The following is a 19,079-nucleotide window of genomic DNA, read 5'->3' as shown; positions in this document are numbered from 1 at the left end:
TACCGCTGGGCGCGCGCCCGCTATCTGGGCTTGGCGCGCAACCAGACGCATCTGCGCCTGATCTGCCTCGCCATGAATCTCAAACGATGGGCGGTGCTGTCTCCTGCGGGAGCTGCGGCATGACCGCCGCCGCCCGACGCCAGCGGTCGGCCGCGGAAAACGCACCCATTCCACGCCGCGCGCCGTCCGACGCCGCGCAAAAAAAGCCCGACATCGGGAACCACTCGCTCACATCCCATTAAGCAAAGCTCTCGCAAGCGGGAGAGGTTAAGGGAGCCCGCGGCTGCTCGAGTGATTCAACCACTCACGCCGAAATCTGCTTCTCCGCGATCGACAGCCATTCGGCCTGCGCCTTGCGGAGATATTTCGGCGCGCGCCGCATCTGGATCAGCAGCTCGTTGAAAACCATGCGCGCCTCGGCGCTGCGGCCGACCGTTTGCAGCAGCATGCCGTAGCGCACCCGCGCTTCGGCGCCGGGAAAGTAGCCGGCGAGCGCGTGATATTCCTCGAGGGCCTCGTCGAAGCGTCCGACCTCCGCAAGCGCCCGAGCGTACAAGAGATGCGCATCGGCGGAATCGAAGTCCGGCCATTGCTTCTGGAGATCGTCCAGCGTCGCAAGCGCATCGGCGGGGCGCTTGGCGGCAAACTCGGCCTGCGCCTTGCGAAACGCATAGGCGGGATCGTGGCCCATGGGCAGCTTCAGGATGTGATCATAATGCGCTTCCGCTTCGGCGAACCGACCGATATTTACACACTCTTCCGCCAGTGCCGCGCGGTTGGCGATGGTGTCGGTGCCAGCCAGCCGGTCCGATAGCTCGCGATAGCGTTTCTCGGGATCGAGGCGATTGGCGACACGCTGGCGCGCCTGACGTGCGCCGGGGCTGGAAAACCATTCCGGAATGAGCTCGACCGCGATATAGGCGAGCGCGCCCATCAACGGCACCATCAGGATGATGAAGGCCCAGGGCCGCAGCCGCCCGGTTCGCGAGGCGTGATAGATCAGCGTGATATCGAGCAGCAGAACGACCAAAGCGACGGGCATGTGACATCCGGAAAGCACAACGACAGCGTCGGCCTCCTGATATCGCAACTGAAGCGATGAAACAACTTTGAGTTGCTTCCGCTCGCAAAAATCAGTGAACCCGGACGCCCGCCTTGATGGCGACGAGGAGTCTGTCGTCTCAAACGCGATGCAGGTTCATGAGCCTCGGCCCAAGGCTGCCAAGACATGGCTCATCCATCGCGGTCCCACACGCTGCAAAAGCAGCTATCGAGTGCATCTCCATCACGCACGGTCAGACCGCCTTGCGCAGCAATCCGCTTGCAAGCTCTCGAAACGCATCAACGGCCTTGTTCAGCACGCTCTTGGGATCGTCGGCTGCCGCGACCCATAATGCCGCGCTGAGCGCAGCGCCGTTCAGCAACCGCCCCGCCGCTTCGACGTCGACCGGCTTCACGACCCCTTCATCGATCAGCGCGCGGATCGTTCGCGTGGTAATGTCGAGACAAGCGTTCTCGCCGGGCCACTTGGAGGGATCACCGAGCACGGCAGGTCCATCCAGAAGCATGATGCGCTGGATCTCGGGATCGAGCGCCATTTCGATATAGGCGCTCCCCTCCGCGAGCAGGCCTTGCCACAAGGTGGGCGCTTGCTCGCGAATGATGCGGAGCCGCTCCGCCATTTCGCCGTCGATTTGCTCGACGACGGCCCAGAGCAGCCCCTTCTTGTCTTCGAAATTGTGATACAGCGCGCCCCGCGTCAGCCCGACGGAGGCCGTCAGCTCGTCCATCGACGCGTCTGCGTAACCTTGTGTGGCAAATGCCTCGCGCGCGGCGCGGATGAGCTTGCCCCGATTTTCCGCCATGGCCGCGGCGCGCTTCCCCTTTGCCATACCTCGTTCCTATTGACATACGTCTCGTATGTGAGTCATATCTCACATACGAAGCGTATATGAACTATGCATAAATGGCCACCCGGTGGCACGCCCACGTGCCGCCACTCCCCTGCTCGATTGAAAGGCTCCTGCCATGACCCAGCGAGAGGCAATCTTCCCTGCGAACCGCCACGCGCTGTATCAAGCGCATCGGTACTCTGCGGCGATCCGCTCCGGCGACCTGCTCTTCGTCTCGGGGCAAGTCGGCAGCCGCGAGGACGGCTCACCCGAGCCAGTGTTCGAGGACCAGGTCCGGCGCGCGTTCGCCAATTTGCGCGCCGTGCTCGCGGCCGGCGGATGCACGTTGGATGATGTCGTCGACGTCACCACGTTCCACACCGATCCCGCCACGCAGATCGAGACGGTGATGGCCATTCGCGCCACGGAAATCGGTGACGCCCCCTATCCGAATTGGACCGCGGTTGGTGTGAATTGGCTTGCGGGGTTTGACTTCGAGATCAAGGTCATCGCCCGAATTCCTGCGGCCGAGTAAAGCTTTCTCGGCGGCGTAGCGCCGGCCGTCAGCAAGCGCGTTTCAGGCCGATATGAGGTAGCCGAGCTGGATGGCCAGGGCGTCGTGAATCCCGGTCTGCACGACCTCAGCTGGCTGAAAGCTGCCGACACCGTTTCCATAGAGCACGCCGACGGAACCGCCGCTGTCGAGCGCAGCAATATCGAGACGACCGTCGCCATCGATATCACCGACCGAGATCGACGCGGTCGTTTCATCACCATCCGGCGAGGAACCGTTTGACCATTTGGACGCCGGCTGGAAGGTCCCGTCTCCATTGCCCAGCATGGTGAAGACGCTGCTCTCCGCGCTGTGTGTCGCGCCGACGATGTCGAGCCTGCCATCGCCATTCAGGTCGGCCAGGACCGTGGTTTCCTCCGACTGATAGGAAATCGAGTTTAGCGGAATGCCACTGGAGAGCGGCAGCGCCGCTTGCAAGGTGCCGTCGCCGTTGCCCAGCAGCACGCTCATGGAGTGGGCGATCTTGCCCGTCGCGAGATAGTTGTCGTCATATCCCCCGGTGACGGCGTCGAGCTTGCCGTCACCATTCACGTCACCGACGACAACCGCTTCTGTCAATTCGTGCTCGACGACGAGGTTTCCCGTCGCATAGGTCGTGGGCGCCCCAAAGCTGCCGTCACCGTTCCCGAGCAGCATGCTGACACTCTCGGTTGAGGGGCCACCGGACCAGCCGCGCCGACGCTCACGATATCGAGCTTGCCGTCTCCGTTGAAATCGCCGCTGGCCAGCGCGTAGGTGATCTGCGACAGACTGGCGTACACGGTTCCGGTGCTGTAGGGCTTGCCTGCCTGGAACGTGCCGTCACCGTTTCCGAGCAGCACGCCTACGCTGCCGGCGGTGAGGTCACCGCTGACCCCCGCAGTCGCGATGTCGAGCACGCCGTCCCCGTTGAAGTCGGCGATATCGAGCGCGTAAGTGTATTCGTGGTTCGGTCCCCACGAGGTGCCGTTGTGATAGGCGGATGCCGCGCCGAAGCTGCCGTCGCCGTTCCCGAGCAGCACCCCGACGCTGGCGCTCGAGTTCGTGCCGAGGCCAGCAAGGCCGGCGGTCGCAATATCCGCCAGGCCGTCGCCATTGAAATCGGCGATGCCGATCGCGGTCGTGTATTCAAGCGTGCCGTTATAGTAGCTTGTGCCGTTGTGATAGAGGGCCGGAGCGCGAAATCCGTCGACGTCATCATGCAGCACAACGGCCAGCGAGCCTGAGTCCGTCGCGATGTCCGTGAATTCCGCTCCCACCACGAGATCCAGGCGTCTCGGTTCGTCGGCGCCATGGATGGTCACGTCGATGGCTTGATGCGCGGTGCCGTCCGCGGAGGTAATCGTCAGCAGGTCGTGCCTGACATCGTTGGCGGTCAGCGCCTGGACACTGGCCGCGCTGTTGTCGAGCGTGTAGCCCCAGACGCCGGTCGCCGGGTCAAACGCAAAGGTACCGTATGTGCCGGCCAGCGAGGCAGGCGGCTGGAAATCACTCTGGCCGTGGTCGGGATCGGTGACGGTCAGCGTGCCGCCCGCGGTCTGGACCGCGCTGTCCTCCGTGACCGTTCCCGTCGAAGTACCGCTGATCGTGGCAGGATCGTTCACTCCGTCGATATGCACGCGGACACGGGCTTCGCTGAGCCTGTCGTGCCCCAATCGGATCGCATACACGAACTCGTCGTCGATGACGTCCCCGGCCGCCATGGAATTGAAATCAGTCGCGGCGAGCACAGAGAGGGAATGGCTGAGATCGAGCTCGATTTGGCCATGATTGATGCGGATCAGGTTGCCGTTGTCGGTCGCTTCCCAGGGCGAGGTCCCGTCGCAACCGACGTCCCGAGCCAACAGCTCCCAGTTGCCACCCCGATTGCCGTCGTCGATCGAATACAGCCCCGCGGCATGGCCCCCGCGATCATTTGCCAGCACGTCCAGCGACAGGACGTCGGTAGCGACCTGATCGGCTCGCGCCTGATCTTCGGTCAGTGCGAACGCGTCATCAACGGCGTGGGAGAACTTCCAACGCCAGGCTGAGCCGAAGTGCATGAGGGTGCCTCCGCGATGTCCAGTGATGTCACCTCTCCAGCCGCCACGATGTTTACGCGCAGATTGCGACCATTTTTGTACATGGACGAACCCGGCTACTCCTGATTGAGCGAGCTTTCCGGTCAGCCGCCACCGATGGGCACCACGATCGCCGGCGCCGCAAGAAAGGCGGGAAAGGAATGATCGATCGTGAACCGAAGGCTTGCGACTACTTGGCGTCGTCCGCGAGCATCTTCCGGTATTTTTCGACATCGCGCGTCACGAGCTGCTGCAGCAGCTCCGGCGCGTGCTCGTCGGCATCGGGCGCAACGGTCGACAGATCGGCAAACCGCTTCTTCACCGCTTCGGTCTCGACCGCGGTGCGCGCCGCTGCGTTCAGCTTGGCGATCACGGCCGGCGGCGTGCCCTTGGGCGCGAACAGGCCGTTCCAGCCCTGCGCCTCGAACTCGGGCAGGCCGGCTTCAGACGATGTCGGCAGGTCCGGCAGCGTGGCGAGCCGCACGGTCGAGCCGACCACGAGCCCCCTCACCAGCTTCTCGTTGATCGCCTGCGAGACGGAGGCCGCGGCATCGCAGACGCCGTCGATCTGGCTGCCGACTGCGTCGGTCAGCGCGGGCGCGGCGCCGCGATAGCCGACCAGCGTCGCGTCGATCGCCGCGGCGCTGACGAAGCTCTTGCAAATCAGATAGTTCGACGAGCCGACGCCGGCATGGCCGAGATTGATCTTGCCCGGATTGGCCTTAACGTAGGCGATGAACTCCTTGAGGTCCTTCGCCGGAAAGTCCTTGCGCAGCGCGATGATGCCGAACGTCTTCGCCACCATGGCGATCGGAACGAACGAATCCGGCGTGAACGGCAGTTTTGGGTAGATCGTGTAGGTCGCGGCATTGGTGCCGGCATTGCCGATCGCGATGGTATAACCGTCGGGCTCGGCGCGAGAGGCTCGCGCCAGCCCGGTCGAGCCGCCGGCGCCGGCAACGTTCTCGATCACGATGGTCTGGCCGAGCGCAATCCCCATCTGCTCGGCCACCGCACGTGCGATCACGTCCGAAGTGCCGCCGGCCGCGAACGGCACGATCATGGTGATCGGACGCTTGGGATAGTCCTGAGCGAATGCGCCTGTTGCGAACGCCAGCGCCGCGACCGCGGCGAGAGCACGCTTCACCACGAACGAGATCACGCGGCGTTTTCCAGATGCTGGGCGAGGCCAGCGAACAGGCCGCGGCCGTCAGTGCAGCCCATGATGTCTTCGACGTGGTTTTCGGGATGCGGCATCATGCCGAGCACGTTGCCCTTGTCGTTGACGATGCCGGCGATCGAATGCGCCGCGCCGTTGATGTTGTTGAAATCGTCGACTTCGCCGGCAGCGGAGCAGTAGCGATAGAGCACCCGTCCCTCGCCTTCGAGCCGCTTGATGGTCTCCTCATCCGCCTCGTAATTGCCCTCGCCATGGGCGACCGGCACGCGGATCACCTGTCCGGCATTGTAGCCGCGGGTGAACGGCGTGTCGGACCGCTCGATGCGAAGATGCACGTCGCGGCAGATGAACTTCAGCCGCGCGTTGCGCATCAGGACACCCGGCAGCAGGCCGGACTCGCAGAGGATCTGAAAACCGTTGCAGACGCCGAGCACGAGCCCGCCCTTGGCCGCATAGTCGCGCACCGCGTCCATCACTGGCGCGCGTGCCGCAATCGCGCCGCAGCGCAGGTAATCGCCGTAGGAGAAGCCGCCCGGCACCACCACGAGATCCGTGCCCGCAGGCAATGACGTCTCGGCGTGCCAGACCATCGCCGGCTCGCTGCCGGAGATCAGCCTCAAGGCACGCGCCATGTCGCGCTCGCGGTTGATTCCGGGAAAGACGAGGATGGCGGCTTTCATGGCAGGGTTCCGATGGTGGTGGGAATGAAGGCTGGCCAAAGGGCCAATTCGTGAAGAGACATAACCATTTGACGGGAATTTTACCAGTGCTAGCGTTGCGGAACGCCCTTGTACACAGGCCATTGCCAGTCGGATTTGGCCGCCCGAATTGCCCGGGATAGAAGCCATGAACATCCCGTCGCTGCCCGCATCCGCTTCCGAACCGGTGTCCACCGAGGGCGTCGTCGCCGCCGGCGCCTATGTCGACGGCCGCCGCGTCGCCAACATCGCCATCAGCGAGGCCTCGAGCTGGCGGGCCAAGCCCGGCCACGTGGTCTGGATCGGGCTGCGCGAGCCCGACATGGCGCTGCTCGGCGCGGTGCAGAAGCAGTTCGATCTGCACGAGCTCGCCATCGAGGACGCCAACCACGCCCACCAGCGGCCGAAGATCGAGCAATATGGCGAGGCCCTGTTCATCGTCGCGCGCACGGCCCAATTGATCGAGGGCCGGATCGCCTTCGGCGAGACCCACATTTTCGTCGGCGACGGCTATCTTGTCTCGGTGCGCCACGGAGCTTCGACGTCCTACACGCCGGTGCGCGAGCGCTGCGAAAGCTGCCCGCGGGCGCTCGCCCGCGGCGAGGACTACATCCTCTATGCCATCCTCGATTTCATCGTCGACAATTACTCGCCCGTGCTGGAAAGCATTCACGAGGAGATCGAGGAGATCGAGGACGACGTGCTCGCGCACGCGATCACCAAGACGCAGATCGAGCGGCTCTACATGCTGCGGCGTGACCTGTTACGGCTCCGCAACGCAATCGGACCGCTGGTGGAGGTCTGCCGCCGTCTCGAGCACGATGAGCTGTCGATGGTGCGCGCGACGATGCAGCCCCTGTTCCGCGACGTCACCGACCATGTCCGCAACATCCAGGAGCGCATCGATTCCATGCGCGAGGTGCTGGCCTTCGCCTTCGAGGCGAGCCTGCTGGTCGGCCAGGCTCACGAGACCGCGGTGTCCAAGAAGCTCGCCTCCTGGCTCGCGATCATCGCCATCCCGACCGCGCTCGCCGGCATCTACGGCATGAACTTCAAGCACATGCCGGAGCTGGAATGGGAGTACGGCTATTACATGCTGCTCGGCGTGATGCTGACGGCCTGCGGCGCGCTGTATTGGCGGTTTCGCCGCGCCGGGTGGCTGTAAGCAAATTGCTTCGTAGCCCGGATGGAGCGAAGCGCAATCCGGGATAGCGTCACGCGCGGATAGCATCCCGGACTGCGCTTCGCTCCATCCGGGCTACAAACTCAGACGATTTCGACCCGATAATTCTCGATCACGGTGTTCGCCAGCAGCTTGTCAGCGGCTTCCTTCAGCGCGGCCTCGGCCTTGGCCTTGTCGGCGCCGGCGAGCTCGATGTCGAACACCTTGCCCTGGCGGACGCTGGCGACGCCGTCGACGCCGAGCGACTTCAGCGCGCCTTCGATGGCCTTGCCCTGCGGATCGAGGATGCCCGTCTTCAAGGTAACGGTGACACGTGCCTTCACGTCAAAAACCCCTTTAGCTCTTCACCAGGACCGGGCCGGAGCCCGCCGGACGCTCGTTCTCCATGAGGATGCCGAGACGTTTTGCGACTTCGGTATAGGCCTCGAGCAGGCCGCCGAGGTCCCTGCGGAAGCGGTCCTTGTCGAGCTTCTCGTTCGACTTGATGTCCCACAGACGGCAGCTGTCCGGCGAGATCTCGTCGGCGACGATGATCCGCATCATCTCGTTCTCGAACAGGCGGCCGCACTCCATCTTGAAGTCGACGAGACGGATGCCGATGCCGAGGAAGAGGCCGGTGAGGAAGTCGTTGACGCGGATGGCGAGCGCCATGATGTCGTCGATCTCCTGCGGCGTCGCCCAGCCGAAGGCGGTGATGTGCTCTTCCGACACCATGGGGTCGTTGAGCTGGTCGTTCTTGTAGTAGAATTCGATGATCGAGCGGGGCAGCTGCGTGCCCTCCTCGATGCCGAGACGCTGCGACAGCGAGCCGGCGGCCACGTTCCGCACCACCACTTCCAGCGGCACGATCTCGACCTCGCGAATCAACTGCTCGCGCATGTTGAGACGGCGGATGAAATGAGTCGGCACCCCGATGTCGTTGAGGTGCTGAAACAGGTACTCCGAGATCCGGTTGTTGAGGACACCCTTGCCCTCGATCACCTGATGCTTTTTCGCATTGAACGCGGTGGCGTCGTCCTTGAAGTGCTGGATCAGGGTACCGGGCTCGGGGCCTTCGTAGAGAACCTTTGCCTTGCCTTCATAAATGCGACGCCGACGGCTCATGGGGATGTACCGTGTTTTGTTGAAATCCATGAAATTGGTGTGCTCCGGTTGACTAGGATTACGACCCACAGCGGAGCTGCCGTGAACGGCTGGGAACCCATTCATAACCCTTGGAAACAGAACGGGAACCAAACCTTCAGGCAACCTATCCGATTGGCTGTCCGAGCACAATCGATCCGGCCGTCCGGCGCCAACTTATACCGTCTTGCCCTGCGGCTTAACGGCCCGTTGTTTTGCCGATTCGTGCTATCTATCTAGGCATGCAGCCGGGTCGCCGCAACGGACGGCTCCCGCGCCATTCAGCAGGAGATTTGGAACAGGCATGAGCGAGTTCGACAAGCGCCAGGAAGGTTTCGAGAAGAAGTACGCTCTCGACGAGGAGCAGAAATTCAAGGCGGAGGCCCGCCGCAACCGGCTGCTCGGCCTGTGGGCAGCCGAAAAGCTCGGCATTACCGGTGACGCCGCCACCGCCTATGCCAAGGAGGTGGTCGCGGCCGATTTCGAGGAGGCCGGCGATGCCGACGTCCTGCGCAAGATCACGGCCGATTTCGCCGCCAAGAGCGTCGCCGTCACCGAGCAGGCGATTCGCGCCAAGATGAGCGAGCTGCTCGCGGTCGCGGCCGCCGAGGTGAAGGCCGGGAAGTAGCGCGCAGAGCATCCACACACACACAGTCATTCCGGGGGCGCGCGTAAGCGCGAACCCGGAATCTCGAGATTCCGGGTTCGGTCCTGCGGACCGCCCCGGAATGACACCAAACCTCAGCCCTCCTTGAAGCCGTACTCCGGCACGTTGCCGCTGGCGCCGTAATATTTGTACGGTAGGAATTTGCCGCTCATGGTGATCTTGACGCGGTCGCCCTTCGGATTGGCGACACGTTCGAGCGCCATGTCGAAATCGATCGCCGACATGATGCCGTCGCCGAACTCTTCCTCGATCAGCGCTTTCCAGGCTGGACCGTTCACCATCACCATCTCGTAGAAACGGTAGATCAGGGGATCGGTCGGCGGCATCGGCGTGCCGGTGCCGCGCATCGGCACCTCGTTGAGCATCGCAACCTCCGCCTTCGACAGGCCGAACAGCTCGCCGGCATTGGCGGCCTGCGGCTTGGTCAATTTCATCTGACCCATGATCGCGCCCACGATCAGCACTTCGGAATAGCCGCCGATCTTTTCGCAGATGTGCTTCCAGCTCCAGCCCTTCTCGCGCTTGATGTCGAGCAGCTTCTCGGTGAGGTCTTCGCGTTTCATGTCAGGGTCTCCTTTTTAAGCCGTCAGTCCGGGGCTGGTCCCGGATATCCAGGTCTGTCGTTGCTCTTCGTTGGACGCGATCGAAAGTCCGGGCTTGCCGATGTGCACCAGGGGCACGTTGCGTGGATCGTGACCGGGCGTCTCGGCGGCAAAGGTCTTGCTGCGCGTCACCAGGAAATCGATGATGTGGTTGCGCAAGGCATAGTAGAGCGGATGGCGGTGCAGGTCGGTGCGGCCGCGGTCCCGCGGCAGCGGGTTTTCGACCACCTCCGCCAGCACCGCGCCGGGACCGTTGGTCATCAGGAAAATCTTGTCGGCGAGATAGATCGCCTCGTCGACGTCATGGGTGATCATGAACGCGGTCTGCCCGGTCTCGAGGCAGATGCGCCGCACCTCGTCCTGCAGCGTGCCGCGCGTCAGCGCATCCAGCGCCGAGAACGGCTCGTCCATCAACATCATCTTCGGCGTGATCGACAGCGCCCGCGCGATGCCGACGCGCTGCTTCATGCCGCCCGAGAGCTCCGACGGATGCTTGTGCTCTGAGCCGGTGAGCCCGACGAGATCGATGAAGGTCTGCGCATGCGCCCTCACCTTGACGCGATCCCAGTTCCGCCATTTCGAGCTGACGGCATAGGCGACGTTGCCGAGCACCGTGCGCCAGGGCAGCAGCGCATGGCTCTGGAAGATCACCGCGCGGTCGAGGCTGGTGCCCGAGATCGCCTGCCCGTCGACGATGACGGCGCCCTCGCTCGGCGCATCGAGGCCGGCGAGGATGTTGAGCACCGTGGTCTTGCCGCAGCCGGAATGGCCGATCACGCAACAAAACTCGCCGCGCGCCATCGAGAGCCAGAGGTTCTCGAACACGGTGGTCGTCGCGCCGCCGGCGCCCGGATAACGTTTTGCGATGGCTTCGATGGAGATGAATTTGTCGGTCACAACCTTTACTCCGGAAACGTGACCATGCGCGTGAAGCGCGCCAGGATCTGGTCCAGCAGCATGCCGACGATCCCGATCAAGAGGATCGCGATGATGACGTTGGTGATCGAGAGGTTGTTCCACTCGTTCCAGACGAAGTAGCCGACGCCGGTGCCACCGACGAGCATCTCGGCCGCGACGATCACGAGCCAGGCGATGCCGATCGAGATGCGCATGCCGGTCAGGATCGTCGGCGCCGCGGCCGGCAGGATCACGGTGAAGGCGCGCCTGACGGTGCCGACCTCCAGCGTTCGCGCCACGTTGACCCACTCCTTGCGCACGCTGGCGACGCCGAACACCGTGTTGAGCAGCATCGGCCAGATCGAGCAGATGAAGATGACGAAGATCGCCGAGATCGAGGAATCCTTGATGGTGTAGAGCGCGAGCGGCATCCAGGCCAGCGGCGAGATCGGCTTCAAGACCTGGATGAAGGGATCGAGCGCCTTGCTCAGCAGCGGCGACATGCCGATCAGAAAGCCGAGAGGAATGGCGACGAGCACGGCCAGCAGATAGCCGGTGCCGACGCGCGCGATGGAATAAGCGAGCTGGATGCCGAGCCCCTTGTCGTTCGGCCCGTTATCGTAGAACGGACGCTTCAGATGCTGCCAGAGCTTGGCGCCAACATCGAGCGGCCCGGGCATCGCGGATTTGCCCTGCGTGGCCGTGAGGCCCATCAGCTTGGCGTATTCCGGACTCATCGTTGCTACGGGCGCAGTGGAGCGCGTCGCGAGATGCCAGATGCCGAGGAAGGCAGCCAGCAGCGCGATCGAGACGAGGCCGGCGCGGAGGCGGAGGGAGGATGTGGTCATCATGCATATCCCCGGTATCGTGTCCCGGACGCGGCGCAGCGCGAAGCGATGCGACGCAGAACCGGGACCCATGCGGCACGACTGGGTCCCGGCTCTGCGAAGCAGCACTGCGTGCTGCATCGCGTCCGGGACACAAGAGCGCACCTCTTCACGACGCCTTCCTGATCTTGAAGCTCGCCAGATAGTCCTCCGGCTTGGCCGGGTCGAAGGTCTTGCCCATGACCGCGAACGATTTGTACGCGCTGCTGGGCGGCGTGAGCCCCATCTCGGTCATCAGCTTCTTGGTGTCGGTCGCCAGATACACCTGCTCGGCAACCGCCTTGTAGTCGACGTCGCCCTTGATCTGGCCCCAGCGCTTCATCTGCGTCAGCATCCAGACCGCGAAGGACTGCCAGGGGAACGGATCGAAATCGACGCGCTTGGCATCGGTCTTCACCCCGCCGAGGCCGTCGGCATAGGTGCCGGTCAAGACCTGCTCCAGCACCGTCACCGGCGCGTTGATGTAGTTGGCCGGCGCGATGGCCTCCGCGATCTGCTTGCGGTTCTCTGCCTTCGACGCGTAGGCGGTGGCATCGACGATGGCCCGCGTCAGCGCCGCAAAGCTGTTTGGTGCGGTGGTGATGAATTCGCGGCTGGCGGCAAAGCTGCAGCAGGGATGGCCGTCCCAGATCTCCTTGGAGAGCAGATGCATGAAGCCGACGCCGTCATAGATCGCGCGCTGGCAGATGTTGTCGGGCGCAAGGAAGCCGTCGATATTGTCGGCGCGGAGGTTCGCGACCATCTCCGGCGGCGGCACCGAGCGCAGCTGCACGTCGGTGTCGGGGTCGAGGCCGGCTTCCGCGAGATAATAGCGCAGCAAATAGTTGTGCATGGAATAGTCGAATGGGATGGCGAATTTCAGGCCCTTCCAGTCCTTCGGATCGCGCTTGTCCTTGTGCTTGGTCGCCAGCACGATGCCCTGCCCGTTGATGTTCTCGATTGCAGGCACGGCGAAGGGAATGGCATTGGCACCTAAGCCGAGCGAGATCGCGATCGGCATCGGCGCCAGCATGTGGGCTGCGTCGTATTCCTTGTTGATGGTCTTGTCGCGGATCACCGCCCAGCCGGCGGTCTTGACCACTTCGACATTGAGGCCGTGCTTGGCATAGAAGCCCAGCGGCGCCGCCATGATGATCGGCGTTGCGCAGGTGATCGGGATGAAGCCGACCTTGAGGTCCTTCTTCTCGGGCGCGCCGGCCTGCGCAAACACTTCAGTCGCCGTCTTGAGCGGGAAGAACTGCGAGAGTGCCGCGAGCGCAGTCGATGCGCCGACCGACTTCAGGAACGCGCGCCGCGCCACATCCTGCGGAAACATCGCGCGCATCACCGCGGAAGCGACGACGCTCTCGTAGCGCTTCTCCTCGCTCTCGACGGGCTCACAGCCCAGCCCCGCGGCCTGCTCGTGCTCTTCCGCAGAACGATGCTGGCCACAGGCACAGCCGGGTCGAAGGTTGCGATCGGGATCAAACGGATTGTCGAACGTGGACATCGGCCCTCCTGCGCGTCATTGCGGAGAGGAATTACGCAAGGAGCATGCCACGGCCCTGGAAGCGGGCAGAGCCTTGATGACGCAACACTTTCGCTCGCGCTTGGCCACTACGAAAACTCGTGATAAACGAGTTTTCGTAGTTCAATTACGAGATTTCGCAATGGCCAACGACGCCAATGCCCATCCACGGTGATGTGGCTCCCGCCATCGACCCGCGCATCGCGGCGTTCGAATCCTCCGTCGAGGCGACGCTTCTGGTCGACCCCTTCAGCGACCAGATCGTCGATGCCAATCCCGCCGCCTGCGCCCTGCTCGGCTACGACCGCGCCCTGCTGCGGCAGATCAGGCCCAGCACGCTCCACGCCGGCGAGCTTGCCGCCCTCACCGTCTTCACCCAGGCCGTGCTGCACAAGGGCGCCTACTGGACCACGGCGCTCAATCCCCGCCATGCGACGGGGCAAAATCTCCAGCTCGAATATGCCGGCTGCCTGCTGCCGCATGACGGCCGCACGCTGCTGCTGCTGACGCTGACCGATCTCGAAGCGCGACGCCGGCGCAATGTCGATGCCGCCGCCGAAGACCATATGCGCGGCGGCATTTCGACCTGGCAGCGGGTCGAGCGCGTGTTTCAGGACATCGAGCGCGAGAACCAGCTGATCCTGCGCGCCGCCGGCGAAGGCATCTATGGCGTCAACGCGGAAGGAAAAACCACGTTCGTGAACCCCGCGGCGGAACGGATGCTGGGCTGGACCGCCGAGGAGCTGGTCGGCAAGGAGATCCATCCGATCGTCCACCACACCCATCACGACGGCCGCCACTATCACAACCATGACTGCCCGATCTATGCGGCCTTCCGCGACGGCGCCGTGCATCAGGTCGACGGCGAGGTGTTTTGGCGCAAGGACGGCTCGCCCGCCTGGGTCGAATACACCTCGACTCCGATCCGCGATCGCGGCGTCGTCGTTGGCGCCGTCGTGGTGTTTCGCGACGTCAGCCAGCGCCGCGAGGCCGACGAGAAGCTGCACGCAGCGCTTGCCGAGGTCGACCGTCTGCGCGAGCGGCTGGAGCTGGAAAACGCCTATCTCCAGGAAGAAATCCGCATCGAGACCAATCCGCGCGGCATCATCGGCCAGAGCGACGCGATCCAGAAGACGCTGCGCCAGGTCAAGCTGGTGGCGCCGACGACGGCGGCGGTGATCATCAACGGCGAATCCGGCACCGGCAAGGAGCTGATCGCGCGCGCCATCCATGAGGACTCCACCCGCAGCGACCGGCCGCTGATCCGCGTCAACTGCGCCGCGATCCCGCGCGAGTTGTTCGAGAGCGAGTTCTTCGGCCATGTCCGCGGCGCCTTCACCGGTGCAACCCGCGACCGCATCGGCCGCTTCGAGCTCGCCGATGGCGGCACGCTGTTCCTCGACGAGGTCGGCGAGATCCCGCTCGAACTGCAGGGCAAGCTGCTGCGCGTGTTGCAGGAGGGCCATTTCGAGCGCGTCGGCGAGGCGCGCACCCGCGCGGTCGACGTTCGTCTCATCGCCGCGACCAATCGCAATCTCAAGCAGGAGGTCCAGCGCGGCCGTTTCCGCGAGGACCTCTATTTCCGCCTCAACGTGTTCCCGATCGAGACGGTGCCCTTGCGCGAACGGCGCGAGGATATTCCGCTGCTCGCCCAGCATTTTTTGACGCGCGAAAGCAAGGCGCTGAAATCGAACCTGCGCCTGTCGGAGGGCGATGCGCGACGGCTGACCCGCTACGACTGGCCCGGCAATGTGCGCGAATTGCAGAATGTGATCGAGCGCGCCGCGATCCTGTCGCAGAACGGCCGCCTGCGCATCGATCTGCCTGATGCCTCCGGCGCGCAAGCGCCTAGCGGCGCCGCCCGCCAGAAGGCCGACGCCCGCCCCGCCATCATGACATCGTCCGAAATGCGTGACCACGAGCGCGCCAACATCCTGGCCGCGCTCGAGGCCTGTGCCGGAAAAGTCTTCGGCCCCGGCGGCGCAGCCGAGATGCTGGACATCAAGCCGACCACGCTCGCCTCGCGGATCAAGGCGCTGGGGATCGCGCCTCGTCCGCAAGCGGCACATCCTTCGAGACGCCCGCTTTAGGCGGGCTCCTCAGGATGAGGGCGGAGTGCGGGCAGCAGTTTCAAAAGGCACCGATGCCGCTTGGCCTCATCCTGAGGAGACCGCGAAGCGGTCGTCTCGAAGGACGAGGCGTGCACTCACGCCGCCTTGGTCGTCACCCCCGATGCAATCGGCAGCCCCTGCTCGATCGGCAGCGAGGGATCGCGCGACCATTCGTTCCAGGAGCCGAAATACATCCGCACGTCGTTCACGCCGGCGTTCTTCAGCGCCAGGAACGTGTTCGAGGCCCGCGCGCCCTTGAAGCAGTAGAGATAGACCGGCGTCGTCTGCGAGATGCCGACCGTGGCGCATTCGGCCAAAATCTCGTCCTTGGACTTGAAGCGCGGGCCTTCGGCAGTCGGCTTCATCATGCGGTACCATTCCAGCCACACCGCGCCGGGGATGCGGCCCTTGCGCGGACAGAAATCCTTGCCGTAGGGCGACGAGCTGTCACCGATCCACTCGTCGACGTCGCGCACGTCGAGGATGGCGATGCCGGGCTTGCCGACCGCGGCGAGCATGGTCTTGGCGTCGATCAGGATCTCGCCGGCTTCCGGCACGATCGCGAACGAGGCCTTGGTCGGCGTCGGCACATCCTTCGTCACGAGAAGACCCGCCGCCGCCCAGGCGTCGAAGCCGCCGTGCAGCACCTTCACCCTGGGATAGCCGAGCATGGTGAGCAGATAATAGCCGCGACAGGACTGGCCGAAGCCGGAGTTCATCGACTGCTCATAGATCACGGCCGTCTCCTTGCCGGAAAGACCGGCGCTGCCGAAGGCATCGGCGAACTTCGTCTTCAGCTCGGCCATGCCCTCGGGCGTGGAGGTCGCCAGGAACGTGAAAATCTCGTGCACGTTGACGGCATTGGGCAGATGGCCGGCGGCGTAGGCGTCGGGATTGCGGGTGTCGATGACGACACACGGCTCTAGCTTCAAGAGATCGGCAAGTTCGCTGGCAGAGATCAGAACGTCCGTCATTGGCAGCCTCTCCGTTGAGGTTGGGTGGTCTTCTGGGGTGGACTCGTGAAACTCAGGACTCGGCGAGCATCTTGCGCAGCTGCTTGGTGGCAGGCGTGACGATCGCGACGAAATAGGCCTCGCGCAGGCGCCGCTGCGCGCGGTGGCTTTTGAGGTAGCCGCGCGCGCCACAATGCAGCATCGCCGCATGCGCCGCCGCGACGCTGGCTTCGCCCGCGCGAAGCCGCAGCGCAATCCCCTTGCGCCAGTAAGTCTCCTCCTCGTTGTAGGGATCGCGTGCCAGCGCCATGGTCTCGGCCTCGAGCTCGGCGGCGAGATCGCGGAAATGTACCGGCTGCTGCGGCAGATAGCGGTTGATATGGCCGAGGGGATTGTCGACCTCGTCCATGATGTTGATGCAGTCCTTGATCAGGCCGAGCGCCATCCCGGCCTGGAGCAGGATGAAGCCGGCGCGGATCTTCTTGACGAAGGGTCCGGCGGGATCGGCGAGGATCAGCTCATCGGGGACAAAGACGTCGCGGAACTGCACGCCATAGGTGCCGGTGCCGTCCATGGCGAGGAACGGTTTGCACGGCGTCAGCGTGATCGCAGGGTCCGAGCAATCGGCCAGGAACATCACGGTGCCGGGCTCGCCACTTGCGATGCCCGGCTCGTCCTCGCGTTCAAAGATGGTGCCGAAATAATGGTCGGGGCCGAGATTGGAGACCCAGGGCAGCGCGCCGCGCACGACATAGCCGCCCTCGACCTTGCGCCCCCTAAGCTTCAATTTCTCGATGCCAAAGAAGCTCTTCATCGGGTTGGACAAGCCGGTGCCGCCGAGCATCCGGCCGGTCGAGAACGCATCTCCAAAACGCTTGGCCAGCTTCAGATTGGTCGAGTTCGCCGCGTACCAGACCAGCGTGTTCTGGCACCAGGCCATGAAGGCCGTCGCCCCGCAGACCTCCCCAATCGCCGCCATTGCCTGGATCGCGCAGCGCAGATCGGCCGGGCCTTCGTGAGGCACGTGGCTGCCCCACGCCCCGACCGCACCGAGCTTGCGCAACACCTCGGCCGGATAGACCGAGCCGTCATCGATGCCGGTGGCGAGCGGCGCGAGCTGCTCGCGCGCGATCCGCGCCACCTCGTCCGCAATAGACGGTGCGGGCTGATCCAGAACTTCGGCCCGCGATAAAGCCAGTGAACCCATGATCGTCTCCCGCACCTTGTCCTGATTGCTATCAGCTAGATGCCGACCTCGAGATTGACCGGGCGGGTGAAGGTGTTGGCGACCGGCGACCATTTCTTCACATGGGCGACCAGCGCGTTGATCTCGTCCGGCGAGATGCCCTCGCATTCCATGTCGACCTTGACGCGGACATCGGTGAATCCGACCGGCTTGTCGGAGGTGTCGCCGGTGCCCCAGACCGCGGTGATGTTGAGATCGCCTTCGAGCTCCAGCTCGAGCTTGTTGACGATCCAGCCGCGGTGCACGGCGTTGGCATGCAGGCCGACCGCAAGGCACGAGCCGAGCGCGGCCAGCGAGGCTTCCGACGGATTGGGCGCGGTGTCGTCACCCAACAGACCCGGCGGCTCGTCGACGATGTAGGGCGGCAGGTTGCGGATATAGTTGGCGTGGCGGAATTTGCCTTCCGCGACCGTCTTGCACTTCAAGGTCTTGATGACCTTCGGATTTGCCTTGCCGTTGGCAATCAGTTGCTCGAGCCCGTTCTTGTCGATGGGCGCGAGGCAGCCCGTCAGCACTGTCTTCTGAACGACGGCAGTCATCAGTCTTCTCCCTGGCAGAAGTGGAAATCGGCAGGATACCGAACGGTCTGTTTCCTTGCATGGAGCGTGCCAGAGCCCGCGAAAAACAAAAGGCGAGGCTTTGGAGCCGCTTAAGCGTCCTGCCTGCGGATTGATCAGCCGGTCCTTGCTCAAACCCCATGCAGACCGGCCAGGCTTTGCGAATCTTTTCAGCGCGAAACAGATGCGGCTTGCTGATGCGGCACGGCTGCGGGTAAGTTTGAGTCCATGGCAAAGACGTCATCGAAGAAGAATTCGCCCCACGCTGCCGCCGCCGAGGACGAGTCCGCACGCGGTCGCCTTCTCAACGCGGCGACGCATCTGTTCTGCAAGAACGGCATCAACGCCACCGGCATCGATGCGATCATCGAGGAAGCCGGCACGGCGAAGACGACGCTCTACAAGCTGTTCGGCTCCAAGACCAATCTCGTCAACGCCGTGCTGGAGAGCGAAGGCAAGCAGTGGCGCGAATGGTTCATCGGCGCCATGGAAGCGGGAGGCGGCGATGCGCAGACAAAACTCACGCGCATCTTCCCGGCACTGAAGAGCTGGTTCGCCGAAGAGCGCTTCTACGGCTGCCCCTTCATCAACGCCGTCGGCGAGCACGACAAGGACGCCAAGCAGTTCCGCAACATCGCGCTGAAGCACAAGAAGATCGTGCTCGGCCACATCGAGAAGCTCGCCGGCGAGCTCGGCTCAGCCGAGCCCGCGGTGCTCGCGCATCAGCTCGGCCTCCTCATCGACGGCGCCATAGTCGCCGCGATGATCTCGCGCGATCCGGGCGTCGCGGATACAGCCGCGCTCACGGCTGGCCCCCTGCTCGGCCAGGGCAAGGCGAAGAAGAAGCGCGCGGCGGATCAGCTCGAGGCGGTGTGAGCGCGCCGGTCCCGTAGCCCGCATGAGCGCAGCGACATGCGGGACCTTGCCCCGGATATCGCTTCGCTCATCCGGGCTACGATGCTCG

20 protein-coding genes are annotated in these 19,079 nt (G+C 64.0%); 5 read left to right on the top strand and 15 right to left on the bottom strand.

Annotated features, from left to right (window positions below):
- Nucleotides 1-304 precede the first annotated feature (304 nt).
- Nucleotides 305-1,042 carry a tetratricopeptide repeat protein gene (locus YU9_RS0132810; RefSeq protein ID WP_027576583.1) on the bottom strand — a complete coding sequence of 246 codons (738 nt, stop codon included), beginning with the start codon at nt 1,040-1,042 and terminating at the stop codon, nt 305-307.
- A 253-nt stretch (nt 1,043-1,295) separates the two neighbouring features.
- A complete protein-coding gene (locus tag YU9_RS0132805; protein WP_027576582.1) occupies nt 1,296-1,892 on the bottom strand; it encodes a TetR/AcrR family transcriptional regulator in 597 nt (198 codons plus the stop codon).
- Between the two features lie 136 nt (nt 1,893-2,028).
- On the opposite strand from YU9_RS0132805, the gene YU9_RS0132800 reads away from it, so the two are divergent.
- Nucleotides 2,029-2,427 carry a RidA family protein gene (locus YU9_RS0132800; protein WP_027576581.1) on the top strand — a complete coding sequence of 133 codons (399 nt, stop codon included), beginning with the start codon at nt 2,029-2,031 and terminating at the stop codon, nt 2,425-2,427.
- A gap of 42 nt (nt 2,428-2,469) precedes the next feature.
- Here YU9_RS0132800 and YU9_RS0132795 read toward each other — a convergent pair whose 3' ends face one another.
- The 4 genes from YU9_RS0132795 to purQ all read right to left on the bottom strand — a co-directional run bounded on the left by YU9_RS0132795 (nt 2,470) and on the right by purQ (nt 6,365).
- Nucleotides 2,470-3,102 carry a VCBS repeat-containing protein gene (locus YU9_RS0132795; protein WP_084299150.1) on the bottom strand — a complete coding sequence of 211 codons (633 nt, stop codon included), beginning with the start codon at nt 3,100-3,102 and terminating at the stop codon, nt 2,470-2,472.
- Nucleotides 3,021-4,487 carry a VCBS domain-containing protein gene (locus YU9_RS44805; protein ID WP_051380596.1) on the bottom strand — a complete coding sequence of 489 codons (1,467 nt, stop codon included), beginning with the start codon at nt 4,485-4,487 and terminating at the stop codon, nt 3,021-3,023. Before YU9_RS44805 ends, YU9_RS0132795 begins: the two co-directional genes overlap by 82 nt.
- Before the next feature lie 208 nt (nt 4,488-4,695).
- Nucleotides 4,696-5,667: a tripartite tricarboxylate transporter substrate binding protein BugD gene (locus tag YU9_RS0132785; protein ID WP_027576579.1), complete on the bottom strand. Its 972-nt coding sequence runs from the start codon at nt 5,665-5,667 to the stop codon at nt 4,696-4,698.
- The gene (purQ, locus tag YU9_RS0132780; RefSeq protein ID WP_027576578.1) at nt 5,664-6,365 is read right to left on the bottom strand and encodes a phosphoribosylformylglycinamidine synthase subunit PurQ; all 702 of its coding nucleotides are present in this window, start codon (nt 6,363-6,365) and stop codon (nt 5,664-5,666) included. The genes YU9_RS0132785 and purQ overlap by 4 nt, the downstream gene beginning before the upstream one ends.
- A gap of 166 nt (nt 6,366-6,531) precedes the next feature.
- On the opposite strand from purQ, the gene YU9_RS0132775 reads away from it, so the two are divergent.
- Nucleotides 6,532-7,548, top strand: coding sequence for a magnesium and cobalt transport protein CorA (locus YU9_RS0132775; protein WP_027576577.1), 1,017 nt, complete (start codon nt 6,532-6,534; stop codon nt 7,546-7,548).
- 101 nt (nt 7,549-7,649) lie between these two features.
- Here the strand turns inward: YU9_RS0132775 and purS are convergent, their stop codons facing one another.
- Together purS and purC are read right to left on the bottom strand one after the other, a co-directional pair.
- Complete coding sequence (gene purS, locus YU9_RS0132770) at nt 7,650-7,889, bottom strand: phosphoribosylformylglycinamidine synthase subunit PurS (RefSeq protein ID WP_014494125.1); 240 nt, start codon at nt 7,887-7,889, stop codon at nt 7,650-7,652.
- 13 nt (nt 7,890-7,902) lie between these two features.
- Entirely contained in the window at nt 7,903-8,670 is a 768-nt protein-coding gene (purC, locus tag YU9_RS0132765) for a phosphoribosylaminoimidazolesuccinocarboxamide synthase (protein ID WP_008974302.1), read from the bottom strand.
- A 322-nt stretch (nt 8,671-8,992) separates the two neighbouring features.
- Here purC and YU9_RS0132760 point away from each other — a divergent pair, with 322 nt between their 5' ends.
- A complete protein-coding gene (locus tag YU9_RS0132760; RefSeq protein ID WP_027576576.1) occupies nt 8,993-9,316 on the top strand; it encodes a DUF1476 domain-containing protein in 324 nt (107 codons plus the stop codon).
- A gap of 113 nt (nt 9,317-9,429) precedes the next feature.
- On the opposite strand, the gene cynS is transcribed toward YU9_RS0132760, so the two are convergent.
- The 4 genes from cynS to YU9_RS0132740 form a co-directional block, all read right to left on the bottom strand.
- Nucleotides 9,430-9,918, bottom strand: a complete 489-nt coding sequence (gene cynS, locus YU9_RS43145; protein ID WP_051380595.1) for a cyanase — start codon at nt 9,916-9,918, stop codon at nt 9,430-9,432.
- 15 nt (nt 9,919-9,933) lie between these two features.
- On the bottom strand, nt 9,934-10,854 hold the full coding sequence (locus YU9_RS0132750) for an ABC transporter ATP-binding protein (RefSeq protein ID WP_027576575.1): 921 nt from the start codon (nt 10,852-10,854) through the stop codon (nt 9,934-9,936).
- 5 nt (nt 10,855-10,859) lie between these two features.
- Nucleotides 10,860-11,702, bottom strand: a complete 843-nt coding sequence (gene ntrB, locus YU9_RS0132745) for a nitrate ABC transporter permease (RefSeq protein ID WP_027576574.1) — start codon at nt 11,700-11,702, stop codon at nt 10,860-10,862.
- Between the two features lie 148 nt (nt 11,703-11,850).
- Nucleotides 11,851-13,230, bottom strand: a complete 1,380-nt coding sequence (locus tag YU9_RS0132740) for a CmpA/NrtA family ABC transporter substrate-binding protein (RefSeq protein ID WP_027576573.1) — start codon at nt 13,228-13,230, stop codon at nt 11,851-11,853.
- Between the two features lie 176 nt (nt 13,231-13,406).
- Between YU9_RS0132740 and YU9_RS0132735 the strand changes: the two genes are divergently transcribed.
- Nucleotides 13,407-15,338, top strand: a complete 1,932-nt coding sequence (locus tag YU9_RS0132735) for a sigma 54-interacting transcriptional regulator (protein WP_027576572.1) — start codon at nt 13,407-13,409, stop codon at nt 15,336-15,338.
- 116 nt (nt 15,339-15,454) lie between these two features.
- On the opposite strand, the gene YU9_RS0132730 is transcribed toward YU9_RS0132735, so the two are convergent.
- Genes YU9_RS0132730 through YU9_RS0132720 form a run of 3 tightly spaced genes read right to left on the bottom strand, consistent with a single transcriptional unit; the run spans nt 15,455 to nt 18,097 of the window.
- Nucleotides 15,455-16,333, bottom strand: a complete 879-nt coding sequence (locus YU9_RS0132730; RefSeq protein ID WP_027576571.1) for a sulfurtransferase — start codon at nt 16,331-16,333, stop codon at nt 15,455-15,457.
- A 52-nt stretch (nt 16,334-16,385) separates the two neighbouring features.
- Nucleotides 16,386-17,519 carry an acyl-CoA dehydrogenase family protein gene (locus YU9_RS0132725; RefSeq protein ID WP_027576570.1) on the bottom strand — a complete coding sequence of 378 codons (1,134 nt, stop codon included), beginning with the start codon at nt 17,517-17,519 and terminating at the stop codon, nt 16,386-16,388.
- Nucleotides 17,520-17,554: 35 nt separating this feature from the next.
- Nucleotides 17,555-18,097: an OsmC family protein gene (locus YU9_RS0132720; RefSeq protein ID WP_027576569.1), complete on the bottom strand. Its 543-nt coding sequence runs from the start codon at nt 18,095-18,097 to the stop codon at nt 17,555-17,557.
- A gap of 246 nt (nt 18,098-18,343) precedes the next feature.
- On the opposite strand from YU9_RS0132720, the gene YU9_RS0132715 reads away from it, so the two are divergent.
- On the top strand, nt 18,344-18,991 hold the full coding sequence (locus YU9_RS0132715) for a TetR/AcrR family transcriptional regulator (protein ID WP_027576568.1): 648 nt from the start codon (nt 18,344-18,346) through the stop codon (nt 18,989-18,991).
- Nucleotides 18,992-19,079: the final 88 nt, after the last annotated feature.

This window comes from Bradyrhizobium sp. WSM1743 (assembly GCF_000473065.1).
Classification (GTDB): Bacteria; Pseudomonadota; Alphaproteobacteria; order Rhizobiales; family Xanthobacteraceae; genus Bradyrhizobium.
This window is presented reverse-complemented; position numbering and strand designations above follow the sequence as displayed.

Excerpts from the sequence above, each read along its gene's own strand:
- YU9_RS0132810 (WP_027576583.1), bottom strand. The coding sequence starts at position 1,042 with ATGCCCGTCGCTTTGGTCGTTCTGCTGCTCGATATCACGCTGATCTAT.
- YU9_RS0132805 (WP_027576582.1), bottom strand. The coding sequence starts at position 1,892 with ATGGCAAAGGGGAAGCGCGCCGCGGCCATGGCGGAAAATCGGGGCAAG.
- YU9_RS0132800 (WP_027576581.1), top strand. The coding sequence starts at position 2,029 with ATGACCCAGCGAGAGGCAATCTTCCCTGCGAACCGCCACGCGCTGTAT.
- YU9_RS0132795 (WP_084299150.1), bottom strand. The coding sequence starts at position 3,102 with ATGCTGCTCGGGAACGGTGACGGCAGCTTTGGGGCGCCCACGACCTAT.
- YU9_RS44805 (WP_051380596.1), bottom strand. The coding sequence starts at position 4,487 with ATGCACTTCGGCTCAGCCTGGCGTTGGAAGTTCTCCCACGCCGTTGAT.
- purQ (WP_027576578.1), bottom strand. The coding sequence starts at position 6,365 with ATGAAAGCCGCCATCCTCGTCTTTCCCGGAATCAACCGCGAGCGCGAC.
- YU9_RS0132775 (WP_027576577.1), top strand. The coding sequence starts at position 6,532 with ATGAACATCCCGTCGCTGCCCGCATCCGCTTCCGAACCGGTGTCCACC.
- purC (WP_008974302.1), bottom strand. The coding sequence starts at position 8,670 with ATGAGCCGTCGGCGTCGCATTTATGAAGGCAAGGCAAAGGTTCTCTAC.
- YU9_RS0132760 (WP_027576576.1), top strand. The coding sequence starts at position 8,993 with ATGAGCGAGTTCGACAAGCGCCAGGAAGGTTTCGAGAAGAAGTACGCT.
- cynS (WP_051380595.1), bottom strand. The coding sequence starts at position 9,918 with ATGAAACGCGAAGACCTCACCGAGAAGCTGCTCGACATCAAGCGCGAG.
- ntrB (WP_027576574.1), bottom strand. The coding sequence starts at position 11,702 with ATGACCACATCCTCCCTCCGCCTCCGCGCCGGCCTCGTCTCGATCGCG.
- YU9_RS0132740 (WP_027576573.1), bottom strand. The coding sequence starts at position 13,230 with ATGTCCACGTTCGACAATCCGTTTGATCCCGATCGCAACCTTCGACCC.
- YU9_RS0132735 (WP_027576572.1), top strand. The coding sequence starts at position 13,407 with ATGCCCATCCACGGTGATGTGGCTCCCGCCATCGACCCGCGCATCGCG.
- YU9_RS0132730 (WP_027576571.1), bottom strand. The coding sequence starts at position 16,333 with ATGACGGACGTTCTGATCTCTGCCAGCGAACTTGCCGATCTCTTGAAG.
- YU9_RS0132725 (WP_027576570.1), bottom strand. The coding sequence starts at position 17,519 with ATGGGTTCACTGGCTTTATCGCGGGCCGAAGTTCTGGATCAGCCCGCA.
- YU9_RS0132720 (WP_027576569.1), bottom strand. The coding sequence starts at position 18,097 with ATGACTGCCGTCGTTCAGAAGACAGTGCTGACGGGCTGCCTCGCGCCC.
- YU9_RS0132715 (WP_027576568.1), top strand. The coding sequence starts at position 18,344 with ATGGCAAAGACGTCATCGAAGAAGAATTCGCCCCACGCTGCCGCCGCC.